The sequence below is a fragment of the Betaproteobacteria bacterium genome (genome assembly GCA_009377585.1).
GTDB lineage: Bacteria > Pseudomonadota > Gammaproteobacteria > Burkholderiales > WYBJ01 > WYBJ01.
Map to the genome: position 1 here is coordinate 15,247 of WHTS01000013.1, position 17,204 is coordinate 32,450.

The 17,204-nt window shown below is 63.6% G+C and carries 14 protein-coding genes and 2 pseudogenes; 4 read left to right on the top strand and 12 right to left on the bottom strand.

Annotated elements, in window-relative coordinates:
• Positions 1–11: 11 nt before the first annotated feature.
• From GEV05_06835 to GEV05_06850, 4 genes are all read right to left on the bottom strand, one after another.
• On the bottom strand, positions 12–1,790 hold the full coding sequence (locus GEV05_06835) for an NAD(P)-binding protein (protein ID MPZ43103.1): 1,779 nt from the start codon (positions 1,788–1,790) through the stop codon (positions 12–14).
• Between the two features lie 204 nt (positions 1,791–1,994).
• Positions 1,995–2,369: an HNH nuclease family protein gene (locus tag GEV05_06840; protein ID MPZ43104.1), complete on the bottom strand. Its 375-nt coding sequence runs from the start codon at positions 2,367–2,369 to the stop codon at positions 1,995–1,997.
• 90 nt (positions 2,370–2,459) lie between these two features.
• On the bottom strand, positions 2,460–3,014 hold the full coding sequence (locus tag GEV05_06845; GenBank protein MPZ43105.1) for a hypothetical protein: 555 nt from the start codon (positions 3,012–3,014) through the stop codon (positions 2,460–2,462).
• A gap of 184 nt (positions 3,015–3,198) precedes the next feature.
• Complete coding sequence (locus GEV05_06850) at positions 3,199–4,590, bottom strand: Fic family protein (GenBank protein MPZ43106.1); 1,392 nt, start codon at positions 4,588–4,590, stop codon at positions 3,199–3,201.
• Between the two features lie 188 nt (positions 4,591–4,778).
• Between GEV05_06850 and GEV05_06855 the strand changes: the two genes are divergently transcribed.
• Positions 4,779–5,396, top strand: coding sequence for a carboxymuconolactone decarboxylase family protein (locus GEV05_06855; GenBank protein MPZ43107.1), 618 nt, complete (start codon positions 4,779–4,781; stop codon positions 5,394–5,396).
• Between the two features lie 15 nt (positions 5,397–5,411).
• On the opposite strand, the gene GEV05_06860 is transcribed toward GEV05_06855, so the two are convergent.
• Complete coding sequence (locus tag GEV05_06860) at positions 5,412–5,642, bottom strand: hypothetical protein (protein MPZ43108.1); 231 nt, start codon at positions 5,640–5,642, stop codon at positions 5,412–5,414.
• Positions 5,643–5,885: 243 nt separating this feature from the next.
• On the bottom strand, positions 5,886–6,863 hold the full coding sequence (locus GEV05_06865; GenBank protein ID MPZ43109.1) for a tripartite tricarboxylate transporter substrate binding protein: 978 nt from the start codon (positions 6,861–6,863) through the stop codon (positions 5,886–5,888).
• Between the two features lie 409 nt (positions 6,864–7,272).
• On the opposite strand from GEV05_06865, the gene GEV05_06870 reads away from it, so the two are divergent.
• Positions 7,273–8,151 (top strand): YihY family inner membrane protein, encoded by an 879-nt coding sequence (locus GEV05_06870; GenBank protein ID MPZ43110.1) that lies wholly within the window; start codon positions 7,273–7,275, stop codon positions 8,149–8,151.
• Positions 8,152–8,191: 40 nt separating this feature from the next.
• On the top strand, positions 8,192–8,626 hold the full coding sequence (locus GEV05_06875) for a hypothetical protein (protein MPZ43111.1): 435 nt from the start codon (positions 8,192–8,194) through the stop codon (positions 8,624–8,626).
• Between the two features lie 184 nt (positions 8,627–8,810).
• On the opposite strand, the gene GEV05_06880 is transcribed toward GEV05_06875, so the two are convergent.
• Both GEV05_06880 and GEV05_06885 read right to left on the bottom strand, forming a co-directional pair.
• Entirely contained in the window at positions 8,811–9,104 is a 294-nt protein-coding gene (locus GEV05_06880; GenBank protein ID MPZ43112.1) for a hypothetical protein, read from the bottom strand.
• A 222-nt stretch (positions 9,105–9,326) separates the two neighbouring features.
• Positions 9,327–9,980, bottom strand: a complete 654-nt coding sequence (locus GEV05_06885) for a DUF4154 domain-containing protein (protein ID MPZ43113.1) — start codon at positions 9,978–9,980, stop codon at positions 9,327–9,329.
• Between the two features lie 259 nt (positions 9,981–10,239).
• On the opposite strand from GEV05_06885, the gene GEV05_06890 reads away from it, so the two are divergent.
• Positions 10,240–12,081 carry a response regulator gene (locus GEV05_06890; protein MPZ43114.1) on the top strand — a complete coding sequence of 614 codons (1,842 nt, stop codon included), beginning with the start codon at positions 10,240–10,242 and terminating at the stop codon, positions 12,079–12,081.
• A 105-nt stretch (positions 12,082–12,186) separates the two neighbouring features.
• Here the strand turns inward: GEV05_06890 and GEV05_06895 are convergent, their stop codons facing one another.
• The 4 genes and pseudogenes from GEV05_06895 to GEV05_06910 form a co-directional block, all read right to left on the bottom strand.
• On the bottom strand, positions 12,187–12,654 hold the full coding sequence (locus tag GEV05_06895; protein ID MPZ43115.1) for a hypothetical protein: 468 nt from the start codon (positions 12,652–12,654) through the stop codon (positions 12,187–12,189).
• Between the two features lie 12 nt (positions 12,655–12,666).
• Positions 12,667–14,818, bottom strand: a pseudogene (locus GEV05_06900) (BamA/TamA family outer membrane protein).
• Between the two features lie 60 nt (positions 14,819–14,878).
• Positions 14,879–15,945, bottom strand: a pseudogene (locus GEV05_06905) (DUF4105 domain-containing protein).
• Positions 15,946–16,021: 76 nt separating this feature from the next.
• Positions 16,022–17,179, bottom strand: a complete 1,158-nt coding sequence (locus GEV05_06910) for a hypothetical protein (protein ID MPZ43116.1) — start codon at positions 17,177–17,179, stop codon at positions 16,022–16,024.
• Positions 17,180–17,204: the final 25 nt, after the last annotated feature.

A 17,204-nucleotide genomic window follows, 5' to 3' on the forward strand; every position in this document is an offset into this window, starting at 1 on the left:
CCGGAAGCTCGTCAGCGCGCAGCCAGCAAACCCCCTTCGATCGCCTTGATCTGCAGCGCCAGGTACCTGGAGTAGATGCGACACTGCGCGAGGCTGCCGGCCATGAACCAGAGGCCTTCCTGCGGCGTACGCTTCCACATGTTCGCCATCTCGCCGTCGTCGCCGAAACCCCAGATCGGTCCCACCCGCTCCGAGATCGCAGCGCCGAGCAGGCGCCGCACCAGCTCCTGCTGCGTGTAGTAGCCGGTGGCGAGCACGAGCAGCTGCGCGGGCAGCACGGTGCCATCTTTCAGCCGCACCCCTTCGGGTACGAAGCGATCGATGCGATCGAACTGCAGCAGGCCGACTTCGCCGTCGACGATGAGCTGCGAGCAGCCGACGTCGAGGTAGTAGCCGCCGCCGCGGCGTCGATACTTCATCTGGTGGCCGGTGCCGTCTTCGCCGATGTCCCATTTGAAGCCGCGCGCGACCAGCCCCGCGATCAAGTCCTTGTCGTACTCGACCATGCGCTCGACCGCCAGCTGGTAGCCGCGCACGATCAGCGGATAGGTGGCAGCCGTTGCGATCAGATCGCAATCGTCCAGCGGACCTTCGTCGTAGAGCGCATAGTTGAGCTTCGCGCTCGGGTCGACGCTCACCACGGTGGTGGAGCCGCGCTGGATGATGGTCGTATCGACGCCGTGGCTATGCAGGTCCTGCGCCACGTCGTGGCCGCTGTTGCCGGTGCCCAGCACCAATGCCTTCTTGCCACGCCAGGCCGAGCCATCGGTGAATTCGTGCGAGTGCACGATGTCGCCCGTGAAATCTTCGATGCGAGGCAGCGATGGCACGCGCGCAATGCCGCTGACGCCGTTGGCGAAGACCAGGTGCCGCGGATGCAAAATGCGCTCCGAGCCATCGGCGTTGCGCACTACCGCTCGCCAATGGCCCGCGTCTTCATCGTAGGCGCCGCCGGTGAACTCGGCGCCGGTCCACACGTCGAGCTCCAGTGCCCAGGCATAGTGCTCGAACCAGTTGGCGAGCATGTCTTTCGGGATGTATTTCGGCCAGGTCGGCGGGAACGGCAGGTACGGCAGGTGGTTCACCTGGATCTGGTTGTGCAGCGCGAGCGAGTGATAGCGCTTGCGCCAGTTGTCGCCGATGCGCTCATGCTTGTCGACGATCAGCGCGTCGATGCCGAGCTGGCGCAAGCGCGCGCCGAGCGCGAGACCTGCCTGGCCCGCGCCGACCACGAGCACCGTCGGCTCCCGATCCGCATACGCCTGGCTCTTGACGCGCTGGTCGAGCCAATTGTCGCCGCCGAAGTTGCGCGAATAGGCCTGGCCGGTCGGGCGGCGTTCGCCGCTCGTCTCCTCGAATCCTCTCAATTCATCCAGCGTGGTCAGGAATACCCAGGCCTTCGAAGGCTGATCGGCAAGAAACCTCACCACGCCGTTGCCGCGCCCGAGCTCGGTTTCGAACGTGAACAGTGCCTCGATCACCTCGACTCCGAGGCGGCGAATGCGCCGCGGCGGCGTGCGCCCGGGTGCGACGGCGAATGCCCGCGCCTTGGTCCTCACCTGCAGCCGGCTCAATTCGGCCGCAATGCGCGCGGCACCGCGATGCGGGGTCAGGTTCCAGGTGAAAGCGAGCAGGTCGCGCCAGTGGCTGTCGGGCGCGAACAGCGCCGCAATGGCATCGGCATTGCTTGCATGCAGAGCGGACTCGAACGATTCGAGCCAGTCTCGTACCAGGCTTTGTTCATCGTCGAGTACGGCGTTCGCCAGGTGCGCTCGGTCCAGGTCGTTCATAGAAATTCCTGTGTGCTTGGATTGGAGCTCGTGCGTCGAGCTTTCCCGCCGAATGCTAGGCCATTCCACCGAGGCGCACAAATCGCCACACAGGCATGGGACCATCTCTTGGAATCGCCGCGAATGAGCTCTCTACATAACGTTCACCGAGGTGCGGATGATCCGACCCGCGGCAGCCCCGCGATAGCTTGTCCGATCGGCGGCTCAGGATGGATTCGATTTCTTCGCGTCCAATCTTGCCTTCAGGTCCGCGAAGGGATTGTGGGTTGCGGGCGTGGCGGCCTGGCCACCAAGCGGCTCGCGTCCGGCGGAATCCTTCAACTTCGAATGCTCATGCTCGTGGCAATACGTGCAGAGCAGCTCCCAGTTGCTGCCGTCGGGCGGGTTATCGTCGTGATTCCCGTTCTTGTGATGGACTTCGAGCAATTGCAGGTTGCTGTGCGTGAACGTGCGCCCGCACACGCCGCACACCCAGGGATACATTTTCAACGCCTGCTCGCGGTAGCCGGCGGCGCGCTGCTCGGCATTGCGCCTTGCTTCGCGCACGATCTCCTCCAATCGGTCCTTTTTTTCGGGCATCAGTCCTCGGGTCCGTGTATCGCTCGATGCGCGAATGGGGTCTGGAAAGCGCGGTTCCTGCGGCGAACTGGGCGGCTCGCGCCTGCGTCGCTACGACGAGCGCCGGTTCGCTTCCTCGAACAGTCGCACGGCGCGTTCCACATCGTAGCGCTGTTCCAGCAGCGACTCCGGGTTCCATTCGCTGCGTTCGGCGGCGAAGAAATCGCCACCATACACATGCAGCGCGCCGGAAAGCCGTTCGATCGGGTTGGTGACCGAGTGGATGGTCTCGGCGCCGAGGAGCGCCACGTCCTTCTCGCACAGTGCCCGCGCGGAAGCCGCCTCCACTCGCCCGTTTGTCCCTTCCGGCACGCGGCGCCAGAAGATGTTGTCCTCGCGCCCGGTGTAGATCCCGATCACGGCCCACATGCGGTGGTCGTGCGGCATGATGGTCATCATCGGCGCCCATACTACGTTGAGGATCGTCAGATCGTCCGAGCGGTGCAGGGGCTGGATGGCCCCGCGGATCGGCGCGCCCAACCCTTCGAGAACGGCTGCAGGTTCCGAAACGGTGCGAGTCACGAGCTCGCGGATATGCCGGGAGGAATCAGCGCCACGCAACGCCGACCGGCAGTCGGCAACGAACTGCTCCGCTTCGAACCGCATCGCGACCTCCATCGGGCAACCTCGGAGCGGCCACGATATGCCGCATCGCGCCGCTTGTCCAATGCGCGTAGCCGGCCAGCCCGGGTTATGCCGGCTGGGTTCTGATGCGGTGGCCTGCGTCGTGTTTGAGCCGAGCGGGTGCATACCGTCACGCGCGACGATTGATGGTGCGGGCCGGAGATCGTCACCTTCTTTTCCAAGCCCGAAATTCGGGTAGTCGCAGTCGATAGCGGGCAATGTTGCCTTCGTGCAGATGATGGAGATCGTTGAAAGCCATCGCTACGAATTCGGCCAAGTCCCCGAGCTTGACGAGTGGCGCCGCCAGCTCGCGGACTAGTCGAGTGTCGATCGGCTTCCCGCCGCGGACGATGTTGCCAACGACATGGATGAGTGCTTCGCGGTTGCGCAGGCGTACCGGATCCGGTTCGGGAAGTGATTCCTTGATCGCGACGTAGCGTTGGCAAGAGCGCTCGTATGCCCAGACGAAGGCATCGCGCAGCAATTCGACGCGGTTGAGCTCGTAGACGCCCAATATCCCGTCCACGTATGCCGGCTCGGGCACGTCCACGAAGGACAGTGGCGACAGGTTGTGCTTGATGAGCGGGATGTTGGCGCCCAGTCTGGAGACGCGCTTGTTGACGTCAAGGAACGGCTGCAGGTACGGGATCTGCACCATCAAGAAGAACGCCTGCTCGAAAGGATCGCGTATGACATTCGCCTTGTCGAGAATGAGGCGAAAGTATTCCTCGATCTGTTGAGGAACGGCCAGTGGAAGAAAGACGCTGCCGCTGATCTCGATAGTCGCAGTGCGTAGACGTCCCGATGCGCCTGGATCCATAAGGAGGTTTTCCGAGAGCAACGCATGCAGGTTGAAAAAGGTAAACGCGTCGAAGCTGATTTCCTCGGCGTGATCGACGAGCATCTCGATGGCGGCCTTGTGGTTGAGGATCATCTGCGCCTCGCGCTGATCCTTACCGTCCGCGGCGTGTCCGAACTCGATGAGGTTCTGAGTTTCCAGACGACTGTAGGTATTGCCTTCGAGCCGGCTAGATGCCCAGGAAAGGTCGATCATCAGCCGGCCAAGAACATCACGGGCGTAGGTGCCCGCTGATCGTTGCATTGCGGGCGAACGGCCGAGTCTGTGCAGAAGGCTGCGCACCGAGTCCGGTACATACGCAGAGCTGTTGGGTTCGTAACGTTCGAGGAACGCGCGGTTGTAGCCGACGGGTTTACGTTCAGCGATCGGCCGGCGTACAAGTGCCTTGAGCTCTTGGCTCTCGCGCGAGAGCGGAACGTAAACTTCGGCGGCGGCTACGAGCACGTCGGGCGCCTCGGTGAGGTGAGCCGCGGCGGTGATCGGGGCGAGCAAATAACGGCTGGCCCTGCCCTTGCCGGCCTTGAAGACCCGCCTTGCTTGGATGAGTCGCGCGACGCGTCGTTGGAGAGTCCTCCGGTCCAGGTCGAGACCAGCTCCCTTTGCGGCCTGTTCGAGATCGTGTATACCGAGGCCCGACTTGTGGCGAGCGAGAAGCGCGACGAACCTGTCAAGCTCCTGGGCCGTAACGCGCTTAGGCATTTATTTGTCGCGATTGGTCATTTCGCGACAGTATGAGGCGTAATTTGTCGCGAAATCAAGTTTATTTTGTCGCGATGCAGCTTTTGCGACATTAAGTCCGTGGCCGCGACGCCCCGAATTTCTATCTGCGCGAAGCGCCCTTGTCGCCCCGATGCTAACTTAGCGCTTTGCCACGCAAGGATGGGACGATGAGCGCTTCCAACAACACCAACAGCACCGCCGACGCCCGCCGCTTCAAGCTGATTCCGGTCGACAATCTCACGCCCGAGCAGCGCACGCTGTACGACGCGATCCGCTCCGGCCCGCGCGCCAAGATTACAGGTTCGGGGGCGGCCAGCGCCGGCCCGCTCGGGGGACCGTTCAACGTCTGGCTGCGCAGTCCCGGCATCGGCGATTGCGTGCAGCGCCTGGGCGAGGAGATCCGCTTCCGCAGCTCGCTGCCGCCGAAGCTCAACGAGCTGGCGATCATCATCACGGCGCGCTACTGGACCTCCCAGTACGAATGGCACGCGCACTGCCGCCTGGCACTCGAAGCCGGGCTCGATTCCGCGATCACCCAGGACATCGCCGAAAGCCGCAGGCCGGTCAGCATGGATGCGGACGAGGCGACGATCTACGATTTCTCGCACGAGCTGCACGAGACCCACGGCGTGAGCGATGCGACCTACAAGCGCGCGCTGGAGCGCTTCGGCGAGCGCGGCGTGTTCGACCTGATCGCGGTGAACGGCTTCTACGGCTTGGTGTCGATGTGCCTCAACGTCGATCGCACGCCGCTGCCGGCGGGCGTTCCCGTGCCGCTGAAGTGAGCGGCAGCGGCGCGATCACGTTCTATCCGAGCGGGTGAATGCCGCGAGCTCCCAGGCGTCGGGCATTTCGTCGTAGCGCAGGATGTAGAGATCCCCGTCGTCCGCGCGCGCCTTGAACCAGCGCTGCTCGGGCCCGATCCAGCGGTCGACGATCTCCAGCACTTCGAGTCGCCGCTCGCCGAGCCAGAAGGCGCGCGGCTCCTGCTCGCCGCGATAACCCGCGTGGCTTTCCACTCGAATCGCCATAGGGCGCCATACTAGCGCGCAAATGGAGTTGCGGCGAGACGAGCTTCCGGCAAGCTCGAAGCTCCGCTGTTGAAGAAGTCGCGGCAGGCCGGCCGAATGCCGATGGGGTGTTTCGCCGAGTCCCGCGCGTACTGCCCCTATGATAGCGGGGCCGGCGGCGTTTGAGCGTACCTGTGCGCGTAGGCCTTTGCCGATGCCCCGTTGCCGGCGCTCGCGAGCGTTCCGAGCGTGTCGGCCGAAACGTTACTGCATCTTGACGCCGGATTCCTTGACCACCCGCCCCCAGCTCGCGATCTCGTTGCGCAGGATCTTGCTGGCCTCTTCCGGGGTGGTGACGCTCGCCTCCACGCCCTGCGCGGCGAGCTTGTCCTTCACTTCCTTGCTCGACAGCGCCTTGACGAACGCCTGGTTCAATTTCTCCACCGCCGTCTTGGGCGAGGCCGCGGCGGTCAGGACGTAGAAGTTGACGGGGACATCGAGCGTCGGAAAGCCGGCCTCGACCATGGTGGGCGTATCCGCAATAATCGGCAGACGCTCCTTTCCGGAGACGCCGATGATGCGGATCTTTCCGCTCTTGGCGAGCGGAATGCCGGTCGCGGTGGTGGTGAACCAGATTCCGACCCGATTGGAGATCACGTCGGGGACCGCGTCGCTGGTGCTCTTGTAGGAGACGAGCGAGATGTCGATCTTGCCCGCCGACTTGAGCATCTCGCCCATGAAATGCGATGCCGAGCCGAAGGTGCCGGCGTAGCTGAACTTGCCCGGATTCGCCTTGCACAGCGCGACCAGCTCCTTGATCGACTTCGCTGACGAAGTGACCGGAACCGCGAGTACATAAGGCAGCGTCGCCGGCCGAATGATGGCGGCGAAGTCCCTCTGTAGATTGTAATTGACCTTGGTCACGTAAGGATTGATGGTCTGGCTGGTGCTGGCGATGAGAATGGTATGGCCGTCGGGCGTGGCCCTGGCGGCGAGCTCGGTGCCGATCGCGCCGGCCGCCCCGCTGCGGTTCTCGACCACCAGCGGATTTCCCATGCTGTCGCCGATCTTCTGCGCGATCACGCGTGCAATGAGATCGTTGCCGCTGCCCGGCCCGTAGGGAACGATGAACTGGATCGGCCTGGTCGGGAAATTCTGTGCCGCGGCCGCGCCAAAGCCCAGGGCGGACGCGGCCAGCGTGACCGATACCTGCGCCGCGAATCGAACGAACTTCACTGCCATGTTACCTCCTCCTCTTTGTACTCAACGTTGTTTGCCGCACACGCGGCCCACGCCGTCCGCCGCGTCGGGATCGGCCGCGAGCCTCATTAGCCCACTTGCTGGACAGCGCGCTCGAACTTTACACCATCCGGAGGCGAGTCCGCGCGCGCTTTAAGCACGTTGCGCCGGGCGCAGTTTGCGCTAAGCTCTTTGCATCTTCCTCAATGACGCAAGTGAGGTCTGCCGCTGGAAAGCGAGATCGAGGTCGGTTCTTTGCGCAGTGCTTCTAACGGCAAGCCGTTCGCCATCGAGGCGAATGCCGCCGGTCGGAACCGCTGAACCGGTTGCGTTGTCGAGAAAATATAGCGGACGCGCTTGCCGTCGCGGCGTGGCGTGCGTGCCGCGCCCCTTGCATCGCGGAGCCTGACCCATGTCGAGCCTGCGCCTTAGCTCTGCGAAAGCCCCCGTCCGGAACGCATTCGGCATCGGCAGGAAGGCCGTGGCGGATTTCAGTCGCCACGACATGTCGACCTACGCCGCGGCGCTCGCGTACCGCCTGCTGTTTTCGCTCTTTCCCTTCCTCGTGTTTCTCGTCACGCTGCTCGGTTTTTTGGGCGTGCCCGAGATGTTCGACTGGCTGCGCGAACAGGCGGGGTACATGCTGCCGGATCAGGCGATGGAGCTGGTGAATACGGTTGTGACCGAGGTCGAAACGCCGCGCGGCGGGCTGATGTCGGTTGCCGTCGCACTCGCGATCTGGTCGGCGTCCGCGGGGGTGCTCGGAACGATGAATGCGCTCAACGTGGTGTTCGAGGTGCGGGAGCGGCGCGCGGCATGGAAGCGCATCCTCGTCTCGCTGCTCTACACCCTGGCGCTCGCGCTCATGCTGGTGATCGCCGCGGGAATGATGATCACCGGCCCCGAGCTCCTCGCCTGGGCCGCGCGTTATGTGCGGCTCGATGCCTACTTCATTCTGCTATGGGGCTGGATACGCTGGCCGCTGATCGTGTTCCTGCTCATCCTGGTGGTATCGATGGTGTACTACGCCGGGCCGAACCTGAAACAGCCCTTTCGACTCGTCACCGCGGGCGCGGTATCGGCGGTGGCGGCCTGGGTCGCGGCCTCGTTCGCGTTCGCCCTCTACGTGCAGACCTTCGCCAGCTACAACAAGACCTACGGCAGCATGGGTGCGGTGATCGTGCTGCTGCTGTATTTCTTTCTTTCGGCCGCGGTGCTACTGTTCGGCGCCGAGATCAATGCGGTGCTCGCTCGCAGCCGCGGCGAGCCGATACGGGAAGACACCGGTTGAGGGCGGCAAGCCGCACCGGGTTTTCATGGAGGCAGATGCAATGACCGTCGACCGAAGCACCGTTGTCGAATGCGCGTTGCCAACGTGCCGGCAAAAATGCTACCGCCGCATTGCCAGGACGCTCGGTTGCGCCCTGCTATGTTGGCTTCTCGTCCCGACGCCCGCGCTGGGCCAGACGATACTGGGCGCCGAATACGATGCGTCGTCCGATGCGCTGGTCATCGCGATCGCCTACCAGGGCACCAACCCGAATCACGATTTCGCGCTCACCTGGGACAAGTGCGAGCCGACCGGCGGCGGTCATTCCGTGGTGGCGCGCCTGATCGATCACCAGGGCAAGGACACTGCGCAGAAGGATTACCAGGTCAGCCGGCGCTTCGAGTTGTCGGCGCTCGAATGCCGGCCTGCGGAGGTGATGGTTCGACTGGGCCCGGTCTCGAACCGGACGGTGTCGGTGCCTGCGCGCGGCCGCTGAGCGCAACCTCGACATTGCGGTCGACATGCCGTCGGCGTTTACCGTCGTCATGCCGGAGGGCTAACCAGCCCGTGGGCCGCCTGCACCGGAGCGTTGCGGCGCGCGAAGGACATTGCCACGATCGTGCACCAGCTTCAGGCGCACCTTCACCGAGGCCGATGCAAGGTTGTCTGCGCCACGCCTTTCATCGCGTCATCTTGTTCAGACGCGCGCGCAAGTCGTCGCGTACCCGGCGGATGAGCTGAGCGTCTTCGTCGCCGCCGGCCGACTCCGCCAGGAAGTAGGTCATGGCGGTCAATGCGCGCCGGGCGCGCGAAACGCTGCGCCGCTGGACCTCGTCGTCGAACGAGCGTTGAGCCATGTCGAGATATGCCTCGGCCGTTCGCGCTTCGAGCAGGAGGAAATCCGCGCTGCCTATCCCGGAGCGCGGGGTCTTGCACCCGGTCGATTCCGGTTTACTGAACGATTCGGTACGCATGATCGGGCCTCGAGTTGCGGATGACAGGCGCACTGAATCAAACCCTACTGCGCCCAGTTTGCCCAGGAAACCCGGGAAATCCTCATTGGGTTATTCCCGGGTCTGGCAATTGCTCGGAGCACTGTGTACGCTGCCGGCGGGACACTCGCATCTCCCGGCGCGAGTCAGGGTCCGCAACGTCCCTTGCGTCCTGCTCCGGCGGCGTGCCTGCGCGCTGCGCCGCTAGTGCAAACGGCGCGCTGTGGTAATGAAACCCTCACGCCGACCCGGAAGCGGCGTGTACCGGTACGCGTACATCAAAGCGCCGCCTTTTTCGCCTTTCTTGATCCGCGTCGCTACGCCAAGGAGGCGCGAGTTGAGCTGCAGCCCGGCATTTGCGGCGGCCGCCAAAGAGATTTCGATCTGGACCCGGTTCGTGGTCACCAGGTTGATGATGCTGCCACGCTCCAATCCATCGGCAACCTCGGTGACGGTCAAAACAGGCCGGTGCCCCACGAGCCCGAGAATGCGCCCGAGACGATCGGTTTCGGCTGCGCCAATGAAAAGGATGTGCACGCCGCTCAAATCGTTTGCGCTTTCCACGCGCCGGACGCTGACGGGGCGACCGGGTGCGGTTTGCCCAGGCGAACTGCGGCGCAAGTGCATCTCCACATCTTCGTTGCTGAGCACGCCGATGACGACTTCCTTGTGAGCGCCGGTACTTTCCGGCCACGTCACGAAGTTCGCGAAGTTGTAGAGGAAGGCCGCCTTCACCTCGGCGGCTGAAGCGCGTAGCGGCGCTTGCGCGCGCGCGCCGCCACCGACGGCGATAAACCCAAGGAGCAACACAAGGTAGGCAAATCGGTAGGCAAATCGGTAAGCAAATCGTATCCGCATTTAATGCCGCCACAGGAGTGTCACAAAAATGGATCGGGCAATTTCGGCGCTGGTCCGATCGCCCCATTCCCGGTGGTACGGATCGAAGGCGTTTTGCGCGACCAGGGAGAGCTCCAGATTTCGCTTCACGTGGACCTCACCGTCATCTTCCTCATCGTTCGATTTATCGTCCGGTCGCTCGAAAGCCCGAGGTCGGGTGCGCGAAATGGTAGTCTAGCAGACGACGCCGGACGCTCCGGAGCTTCTCAAGAACACCCGCATGCCAAAGCCTGCCTCGATCCGGCGCAGCGTGACCCGGGTGGTGTTGCTGACGACGGCAACGGCGCTACTCATCAACGCGATCGCCTTGATCGCCTTGGATATCGGCGCGTTCCGTAACGCGGAGCTGGCGGACTTTCAAGTGCAGGCCGACATGCTCGCGCGCGCCTCGGCAGCGGCCGTCGCGTTCAATGACGTGAAGGAGGCCAACCGGGCGTTGCGCCTGTTCGAGCAGAATCCGAACTTGCAGGCTGCGGCCATCTACCGTGCCGACGGGCGTCTGTTTGCTTCCTATGCGCGCAAAGGTGCATCCAAGCCGCCTCCCATGGCGAACGCCAGCGGGGTTGATTTCGAACGCGACCGGCTGCGCGGCTTTCATACCGTTCACGAGGACGACGGGGCCGTCAACACGGTCTACCTCCATATGAACTCGCTTCTTTATGACCGGGCGCTGCGCTATCTCGCCATTCTCGCCGCAGTCATGGCGGGTGTACTGGGTATCGCCCTGTTCCTCGCGCATCGGCTGCAACAATCGGTGACAGGCCCCATCCTGGTCGTGGCAGACGCGGCCAAGCAGGTGGTCGAGCGCCGCGACTACAGTGTTCGCGTCGCGCCGCAGCCGGGAACGGAAACCGGCGTGCTCGCCGAGGCATTCAATTACATGCTGGCGGCGCTGGGCGATGAGATCCGGGAACGCCGGCACGCGGAGTCGGCGCTGCGCGAGGCGGATAGCCGCAAGGACCGCTTTCTGGCGACGCTCGCACACGAGTTGCGCAATCCGCTCGCGCCGATCGTCACGTGCTTCCAGCTGCTGCGGCGCTACGGCGGCGGCGACGCCGCGCAAGAACGGGCGCACGAGGTGATCGACCGACAGGTGCGCCATATGACCCGGCTGCTCGACGATCTGCTCGATGTCGCTCGAATCACCAACGACAAGGTGCAGTTGCGCAAGCAACGCCTCACCCTGGCATCGGTGATCGAAGCGGCGGTCGAGGCCACGCGGCCGGCGATCGATCGCGCCGGGCATAAGCTCTCCGTCGCCATCCCACAGGAGCCTCTTTATATCGACGGCGATGCCGTCCGCCTCGCCCAGGTCTTCGCCAACCTGCTCAACAATGCCGCCAAATACACGAACCGCGGCGGAATGATTGCCCTCACCGCCGCGCGCAAGGACACGCATGCTGAAGTGACGGTCGCGGACCAAGGCATTGGCATCGCCGCAGAAGACTTGCCGAAGATTTTTTCGATCTTCGCCCAATCCGATCCGGCGCGCGACCGCTCGGAAGGCGGCCTCGGAATCGGACTGTTTCTGGTAAAGGCGCTCACCGAGTTGCACGGCGGCGCCGCCAGCGTCGCCAGTGCCGGCCTGGGACGGGGCAGCCAGTTTACGGTCCGCCTGCCTCTTGCCGATGTTCAGGGGCTGGAGCTGGTTGCGGGAACGCAGATCGCGCCTCCCGAGAGCGTGCCGCGCCGGATTCTGATCGCCGACGACAACCGAGACGCTGCCGAATCGCTGGCCACGATGCTGCGCTTGCAGGGCAACGACGTGCAGGTCGCACTCGATGGTGTCGAAGCGATGGCGATCGCGCACAACTATCAGCCCGATACCGCGCTGCTGGATATCGGCATGCCCGGTCTCACCGGCTACGAGGTGGCCCGGCGTATCCGGCAAGCACCGTGGGGTCGAACGATGGTGCTGGTGGCGGTTACGGGCTGGGGGGCGATGGACGATCGGGAACGTGCGCGCGAGGCGGGCTTCGACCATCACCTCACGAAACCCGCCCGCATCGAGGATATCGAGCGCATCTTACGGGAAGAGCCGATGCGCCGGGTGGCGGGGTGAAGCGCCCATTCGTCCGTGCCGGCGAAGTCGGTCAAGGAGCTGACCGGCAAGCTGTCGGCAATGCTGCGCCGAGTGCCAGGTGGTACGCTCGAAGCCCTGGCGAGATCATGCGCGCCTCATCCCTTCGATCCGCGTTCTGAGCTTGTCGCGAGCGGCGACAACCTCGTCGCGCAGCGGCGCGTCGACATTCAACTGCCCCAGGAAGTAATCCACCGCAGCCAGCGCGCGTTGCGCCAGCGCGAGGTTACGATCGAAGCTGCCTTGATCGGCGGCGGCCTGCGCAATATCCAGGAACGCATGTGCCGAGTCGCAGTCCGCAAGGATGGACGCAGTACCGGTGTGCGCCGCCTTTTGCAGCTCGCTGCGCGGTCGGCCTTCGTCCCATGCTGCGCGCGCATGATCGTAGCGCCAGCTCATGCCCGGCACGGAGGCCGACAAAGATCTGATCTCGACATCGCGACCCGCGTCGATATGATCGGCCGCGATGCGCTGCGCCTGATCGAGCGAGCGGAATATGCCTATCGGCCGACCGTCCGCCCGCAGCTCGTAACCGACCGGGTCATCGATACTCATGCGACGTACACCTCACCGAAGAATCATACTCGCCTCGGGGCGTGCGTCTACCACATTGCTCCAGCGGATTGCCGACTTTGCCGAATTCGATGGAAGCGCCGCCGTACGCGCCCTCCAGCAGAGTCCCTCGGAGGATTCGGTGGTAATACATCAATCGGCCGAATTTCATGTTCTCGCCAACCAGTTGACCGGTCGCGTATCCCGATTGCTGCAAGAAGCCACCCCATTGAAACAAATCGAAGCGCGGCAGCGAATTCGACCCGATCTTGCCGCCGAATTTCAGAGCGACATTGAACGTGTGACTACCGAACGAATACGCGCCGGTCGCTTCGGCGTCCCACTTGGCGTAGTCATCGTCGGCGCCCAGCTGGCTTGTCGACTTGTACAGCCTCATCCCGCTGCGCCACCCGTTGCGCGGGAAATGCACGCTGTCGGCTCGATCGAAAAGCAGACGAAGCGTGTACGCTCCTCGAGTAACGTTCGACGCCCCGGGGGACAGGGTTTCGGGTCCGGTGTCGAGCTTCGGCTCGAGCGTGCCGCCCTCGATTCCCAAGCGCAGCTCGCCATATTGGCCCATCACGCTTCCAAGGTCCACGGCCGCAAGGGCGGATGTCGTATCGTAGGTCGCAATGCGGCGATCGCCCTGATAGAGGTCGGCCGAGCGGCGCTCGTAACTCACACGCGGTGCGACGAAGAACTGGCCCTCCGGAGTCAGCGGCTGGTAGAACTCGCTCCCCACGCTGCTGGTGCGGCCGATCTGTAGGTCGGTTCGCCATTCCGCGCCCAACGTGTTGAGCCAGCGTTTCCGATAGCTGCCGATCAGATTGAAGTACGCATCGCCCTTGAAATCGCTGGAAAGGCCGATCCCGAACCGCAGCGTGTCCAAGCCCCAGGATTTCTCGATCGCATCGACCACCAGTACTCGCTTGCTCGGTTCCTCCAGGAAGCGGTAGCTCACGTGTTCGAAGTCTCCCGTTCCGTAGATGCGGCGCATGTCGCGGTCGAGGACTTGCTGGTCGATTGGCCGTCCGGACCGAGTTTCCATGCCTGCCTGCGCGGTGCGCGGATTGACGCTGCGCATGGGCGCAAAACGGATTTCGTCGACGGGTTGCAGGTCGGGCACTACCTCCACCGTTTGGCGTTGGCGTAGCGCAGCGTATTCGGCTGCCGGGAGCGAGAGCCGCGCGAGCTGATCGGCCACCTTGCGCGCAGCCGCTTCGCCGAGGGGCTCGATTTTTGGCAGGTTGTCGAAGTCGCCTGTCGTGAAATCTCCCAGGTCCGGGGAAATGAGGATGTCGGTGCTCTTCAGCGAAGCCAGGGAAACCTGGACATTCTGTTCCGTGAGAATACTGAACATCTGGCTGCTCACACCGAGAATCCCGTTCAGCTGCTCGCGCTTCAGAAGGGGTGTGCCGACATTCACGGCGATGACGATGTCGGCACCCATTGCCCGCGCCGTCTCCACCGGCAGGTTGCTGGTGAGCATGCCATCGACCAGCATCATGCCGCCGAACTCCGCGGGCGCCACCGCTCCGGGAACGGACATGCTGGCGCGCATGACATTCGCGAGCTCGCCCTCGCTGAAGACGACCGCTTTGCCGGTCACCAGGTCCGTCGCAACGGCACGAAACGGGATCGGAAGATCATCGAAGCGGTGGAATCCCTTTACCTTCGACAGCCGACGCAATACCGTCTCGAGCTGCACGCCGGTGACCAGGCCCTTGGCGAGCGTCAAACCGCCGCTGCCGATCCCGATCTCGGGACCTACGAAATTCTTGATGTCCTCCTGTTTCTGCCGAATGGATCGCTCCTGCCGCGGCGGGCGTTCCTTGAACAGCAGCTCGGTCGAGATACTGGCGTTGATCTTCTCCATTTCCGCGACACTCATGCCGGTCGCGTAGGCTGCACCTACCAGAGAGCCCATGCTGGTTCCGGCTATGCAGTCGATCGGTACACGGTATTCCTCCAATACCTTTAGCACGCCGACGTGCGCCGCGCCACGCGCGCCTCCTCCGGATAACACCAGGCAAATCTTCGGTCGCGTCGTGCCACCGGCGGCGGAACCCGTGTCCGGCGTTGCAGGCAGCGCCACGCTGGGCAGCATGGCGGCGACGGCCAAGAAGGCGGCTGCTGTAAATGGTTTGCAACGCAGTTGGCTCAACATTCTTCGCCTGCCTTCTGAAGCGATGTCGTGTTATTCGAATTCGGGCGAGCGATCATGCGTTCAGCGCCCCGGTTTCTCGATGATTCCGCCCGCGCCGCTGGCAGTCGGCGTTACCGGATGCGCGCGGATGCGCAGGGAGAAGTCCGCGGCGCTATCTGCGGCTTGCGCCCGGGAATTGACATGAGCGCGCTGCTTGAGCTCCGGAAACGCCACGCCGGTATCGAGCCGGCCCGTGTCGTACAGGTACTCCGGTACATAGCCGCTTGCCAGGATCTTCCAGCTGAACCGTGGATGTCCGGCATTGACCAGGGTATGAAACCAGATGTTGGTCGTGCAGTTGGTGGTGAGCGTGTTGTAGAACTCGGGCTGCGCTTTGAGGGCGTTGATCTTCTTTACGTACTCCATGAATAGTCGCCGGCCGTTCTCGATCGGGCCTCGCATGCGAAAGATGTAGACGTCCTCCGGCGGATCGCGGCGATAGTTGGTGCGCAGGCGAACCACGTCACGCTCGTCGGCCACCACGTAGTAGAGCTGGTACTGACGGAAGAATCCCTTGAGCGTGGAATAACTTTCTCCCCGTTCCTTGCGCGTCTCGATGGAAACAGCGAGCTGGTCGCCGCCGGCAAAGGCGAAGCTGACGAAGATGTGTGCGATAGCCGTCCCCATCCAGTAGACGGCCACCAGATCGACCCCTTCCAGCTTGCTCAGATCGAAGCGCTTGCCGTAGTGGGCGGGGGTGTAATCGGTCTCGCTGCGGTAGGCGAAATTGCGAATGTTGTGCAGCGTGACGAAATCGCCCCCGACCGTGGCATGCGGCAACACCGCCACGTCGGCTTGCCAGTCGCGGTCGTTGGATGGCTCCAGGGCGCTCCACCACAGCAGCAGCCCTGCGAATAATGCGACGTAAGCCACGAGGGCCCGCCAGCGCCAGCGGCGGCAGCCCAGTGCGATCAGCGCGCCCAGCGATGCCACCGCGCGAATGCCACCGCCAGGCCATTGCGCAGCGCATCGTCGGACGGGCCGGCGTTGATGATCGCGAGCACGCCCCAACCGCTGGTTGCAAGCATGAGCACGCCGAGCAAACCCAGTCCCAGGGCGGCGGCGATTCGGACCGGGACATTGCGCATTGCGGACGCGCGCGTGAGATCGGTGATGGATTGATCGCTGGAGGTCATCGTTCGAATCGTCTCGATGTCGGCAAGGTCAAAGGCCGAACAGCATCTTGAGTAACCGCTGCGCCAGTTCGTCGGTCGGAAAGAACAACAATACGAGGGGCAACAGAGGCAGGACCGCGGATGCCACAAACGTGACCAGCAGCCGCTGGCTCACCGGAATCAGACGCATATCGCGCACGATGCCGACGCTGGTGGCAAAGTCGGCCATCGACTGCACATCCCCCGTGCCCAACAGTTCATCTGGGCGGATCGCGGCTGCACCCAGCCATTTCCTCTCGAATTCGTTCACGTAGCGCGCTGCAAGCTGCATGTACGTATCCAGGCCCTTCACTCTGCATAGCCAGAGTTGCGGGGCGAAAACGAACATCGGCCCCAGGAACATCGCTGCTTCGATGACGAGCACGAATGCGATCGCCGGGTATATCGCCGTCGGCGTCGTCGTGCCGGAGACAACGCTCTCCGCCAGCATGGCCGCTTGCAGCGACGAGAGTGCGACAATCAGCAGGGCGAATTCGGAATGCACCACCTCCAGATATCCCAGCCCGCCGGCGCCGTCGGGATGCGTCGGCACGAGGTGCAATTCCAGCCTCGCCACGCGCCAAAGAAAGTACGACCAAAGACAAATGCGCCACAGCCACCGGAGAACAAGGAAGCGAAAGAGCGTGAGGCACACGAGCCAGTACCACTGAGCCGTCAAGCCAGGTTCGCTCGCGACGGGGCCCGTCGCAGTCGATCCGAGCAGGGGCAGCACCGGGGCAATCGTGGACATCACAACGGCCGCCAGCAGGCACACCGACTCCGGCAGCCACGAGTCCTTCCATCGCCTGATGCGTGCGAGCTCGGCGTCGAAGGCCGGCAATACCGTATCCGGAACGACGCCCGAACGCACGATCGTGTGCACGAACACGGCCATTCGCGGATCCAGCAGGCTTTCGCACCAGAAGAACAGCGGAATGGCGACCAGCAAGCGAACATGCCCGCCGATCACCGAGAGGGAAAAAACCTGATCGACGATGCCCTCGATCGCTGCCAGCAGCAGCAGGATGCTCCAACAGGACACGCCCAGCGCGAGTCCCAAAGGAACCGTGTTCGATCCGCCTCGGACGAGTCCGAGGCGCTGTCCGAGCCGGTGCAGCGGGCCGCCCAGCAGCGAGAAATCGTCGAGCTTCCTGGCCTCGTTCGAAATTGGGCACCTATCCGTCGTCTGGCTC

Excerpts from the sequence above, each read along its gene's own strand:
- GEV05_06835 (MPZ43103.1), bottom strand. The coding sequence starts at position 1,790 with ATGAACGACCTGGACCGAGCGCACCTGGCGAACGCCGTACTCGACGAT.
- GEV05_06840 (MPZ43104.1), bottom strand. The coding sequence starts at position 2,369 with ATGCCCGAAAAAAAGGACCGATTGGAGGAGATCGTGCGCGAAGCAAGG.
- GEV05_06845 (MPZ43105.1), bottom strand. The coding sequence starts at position 3,014 with ATGCGGTTCGAAGCGGAGCAGTTCGTTGCCGACTGCCGGTCGGCGTTG.
- GEV05_06850 (MPZ43106.1), bottom strand. The coding sequence starts at position 4,590 with ATGCCTAAGCGCGTTACGGCCCAGGAGCTTGACAGGTTCGTCGCGCTT.
- GEV05_06855 (MPZ43107.1), top strand. The coding sequence starts at position 4,779 with ATGAGCGCTTCCAACAACACCAACAGCACCGCCGACGCCCGCCGCTTC.
- GEV05_06860 (MPZ43108.1), bottom strand. The coding sequence starts at position 5,642 with ATGGCGATTCGAGTGGAAAGCCACGCGGGTTATCGCGGCGAGCAGGAG.
- GEV05_06865 (MPZ43109.1), bottom strand. The coding sequence starts at position 6,863 with ATGGCAGTGAAGTTCGTTCGATTCGCGGCGCAGGTATCGGTCACGCTG.
- GEV05_06870 (MPZ43110.1), top strand. The coding sequence starts at position 7,273 with ATGTCGAGCCTGCGCCTTAGCTCTGCGAAAGCCCCCGTCCGGAACGCA.
- GEV05_06875 (MPZ43111.1), top strand. The coding sequence starts at position 8,192 with ATGACCGTCGACCGAAGCACCGTTGTCGAATGCGCGTTGCCAACGTGC.
- GEV05_06880 (MPZ43112.1), bottom strand. The coding sequence starts at position 9,104 with ATGCGTACCGAATCGTTCAGTAAACCGGAATCGACCGGGTGCAAGACC.
- GEV05_06885 (MPZ43113.1), bottom strand. The coding sequence starts at position 9,980 with ATGCGGATACGATTTGCTTACCGATTTGCCTACCGATTTGCCTACCTT.
- GEV05_06890 (MPZ43114.1), top strand. The coding sequence starts at position 10,240 with ATGCCAAAGCCTGCCTCGATCCGGCGCAGCGTGACCCGGGTGGTGTTG.
- GEV05_06895 (MPZ43115.1), bottom strand. The coding sequence starts at position 12,654 with ATGAGTATCGATGACCCGGTCGGTTACGAGCTGCGGGCGGACGGTCGG.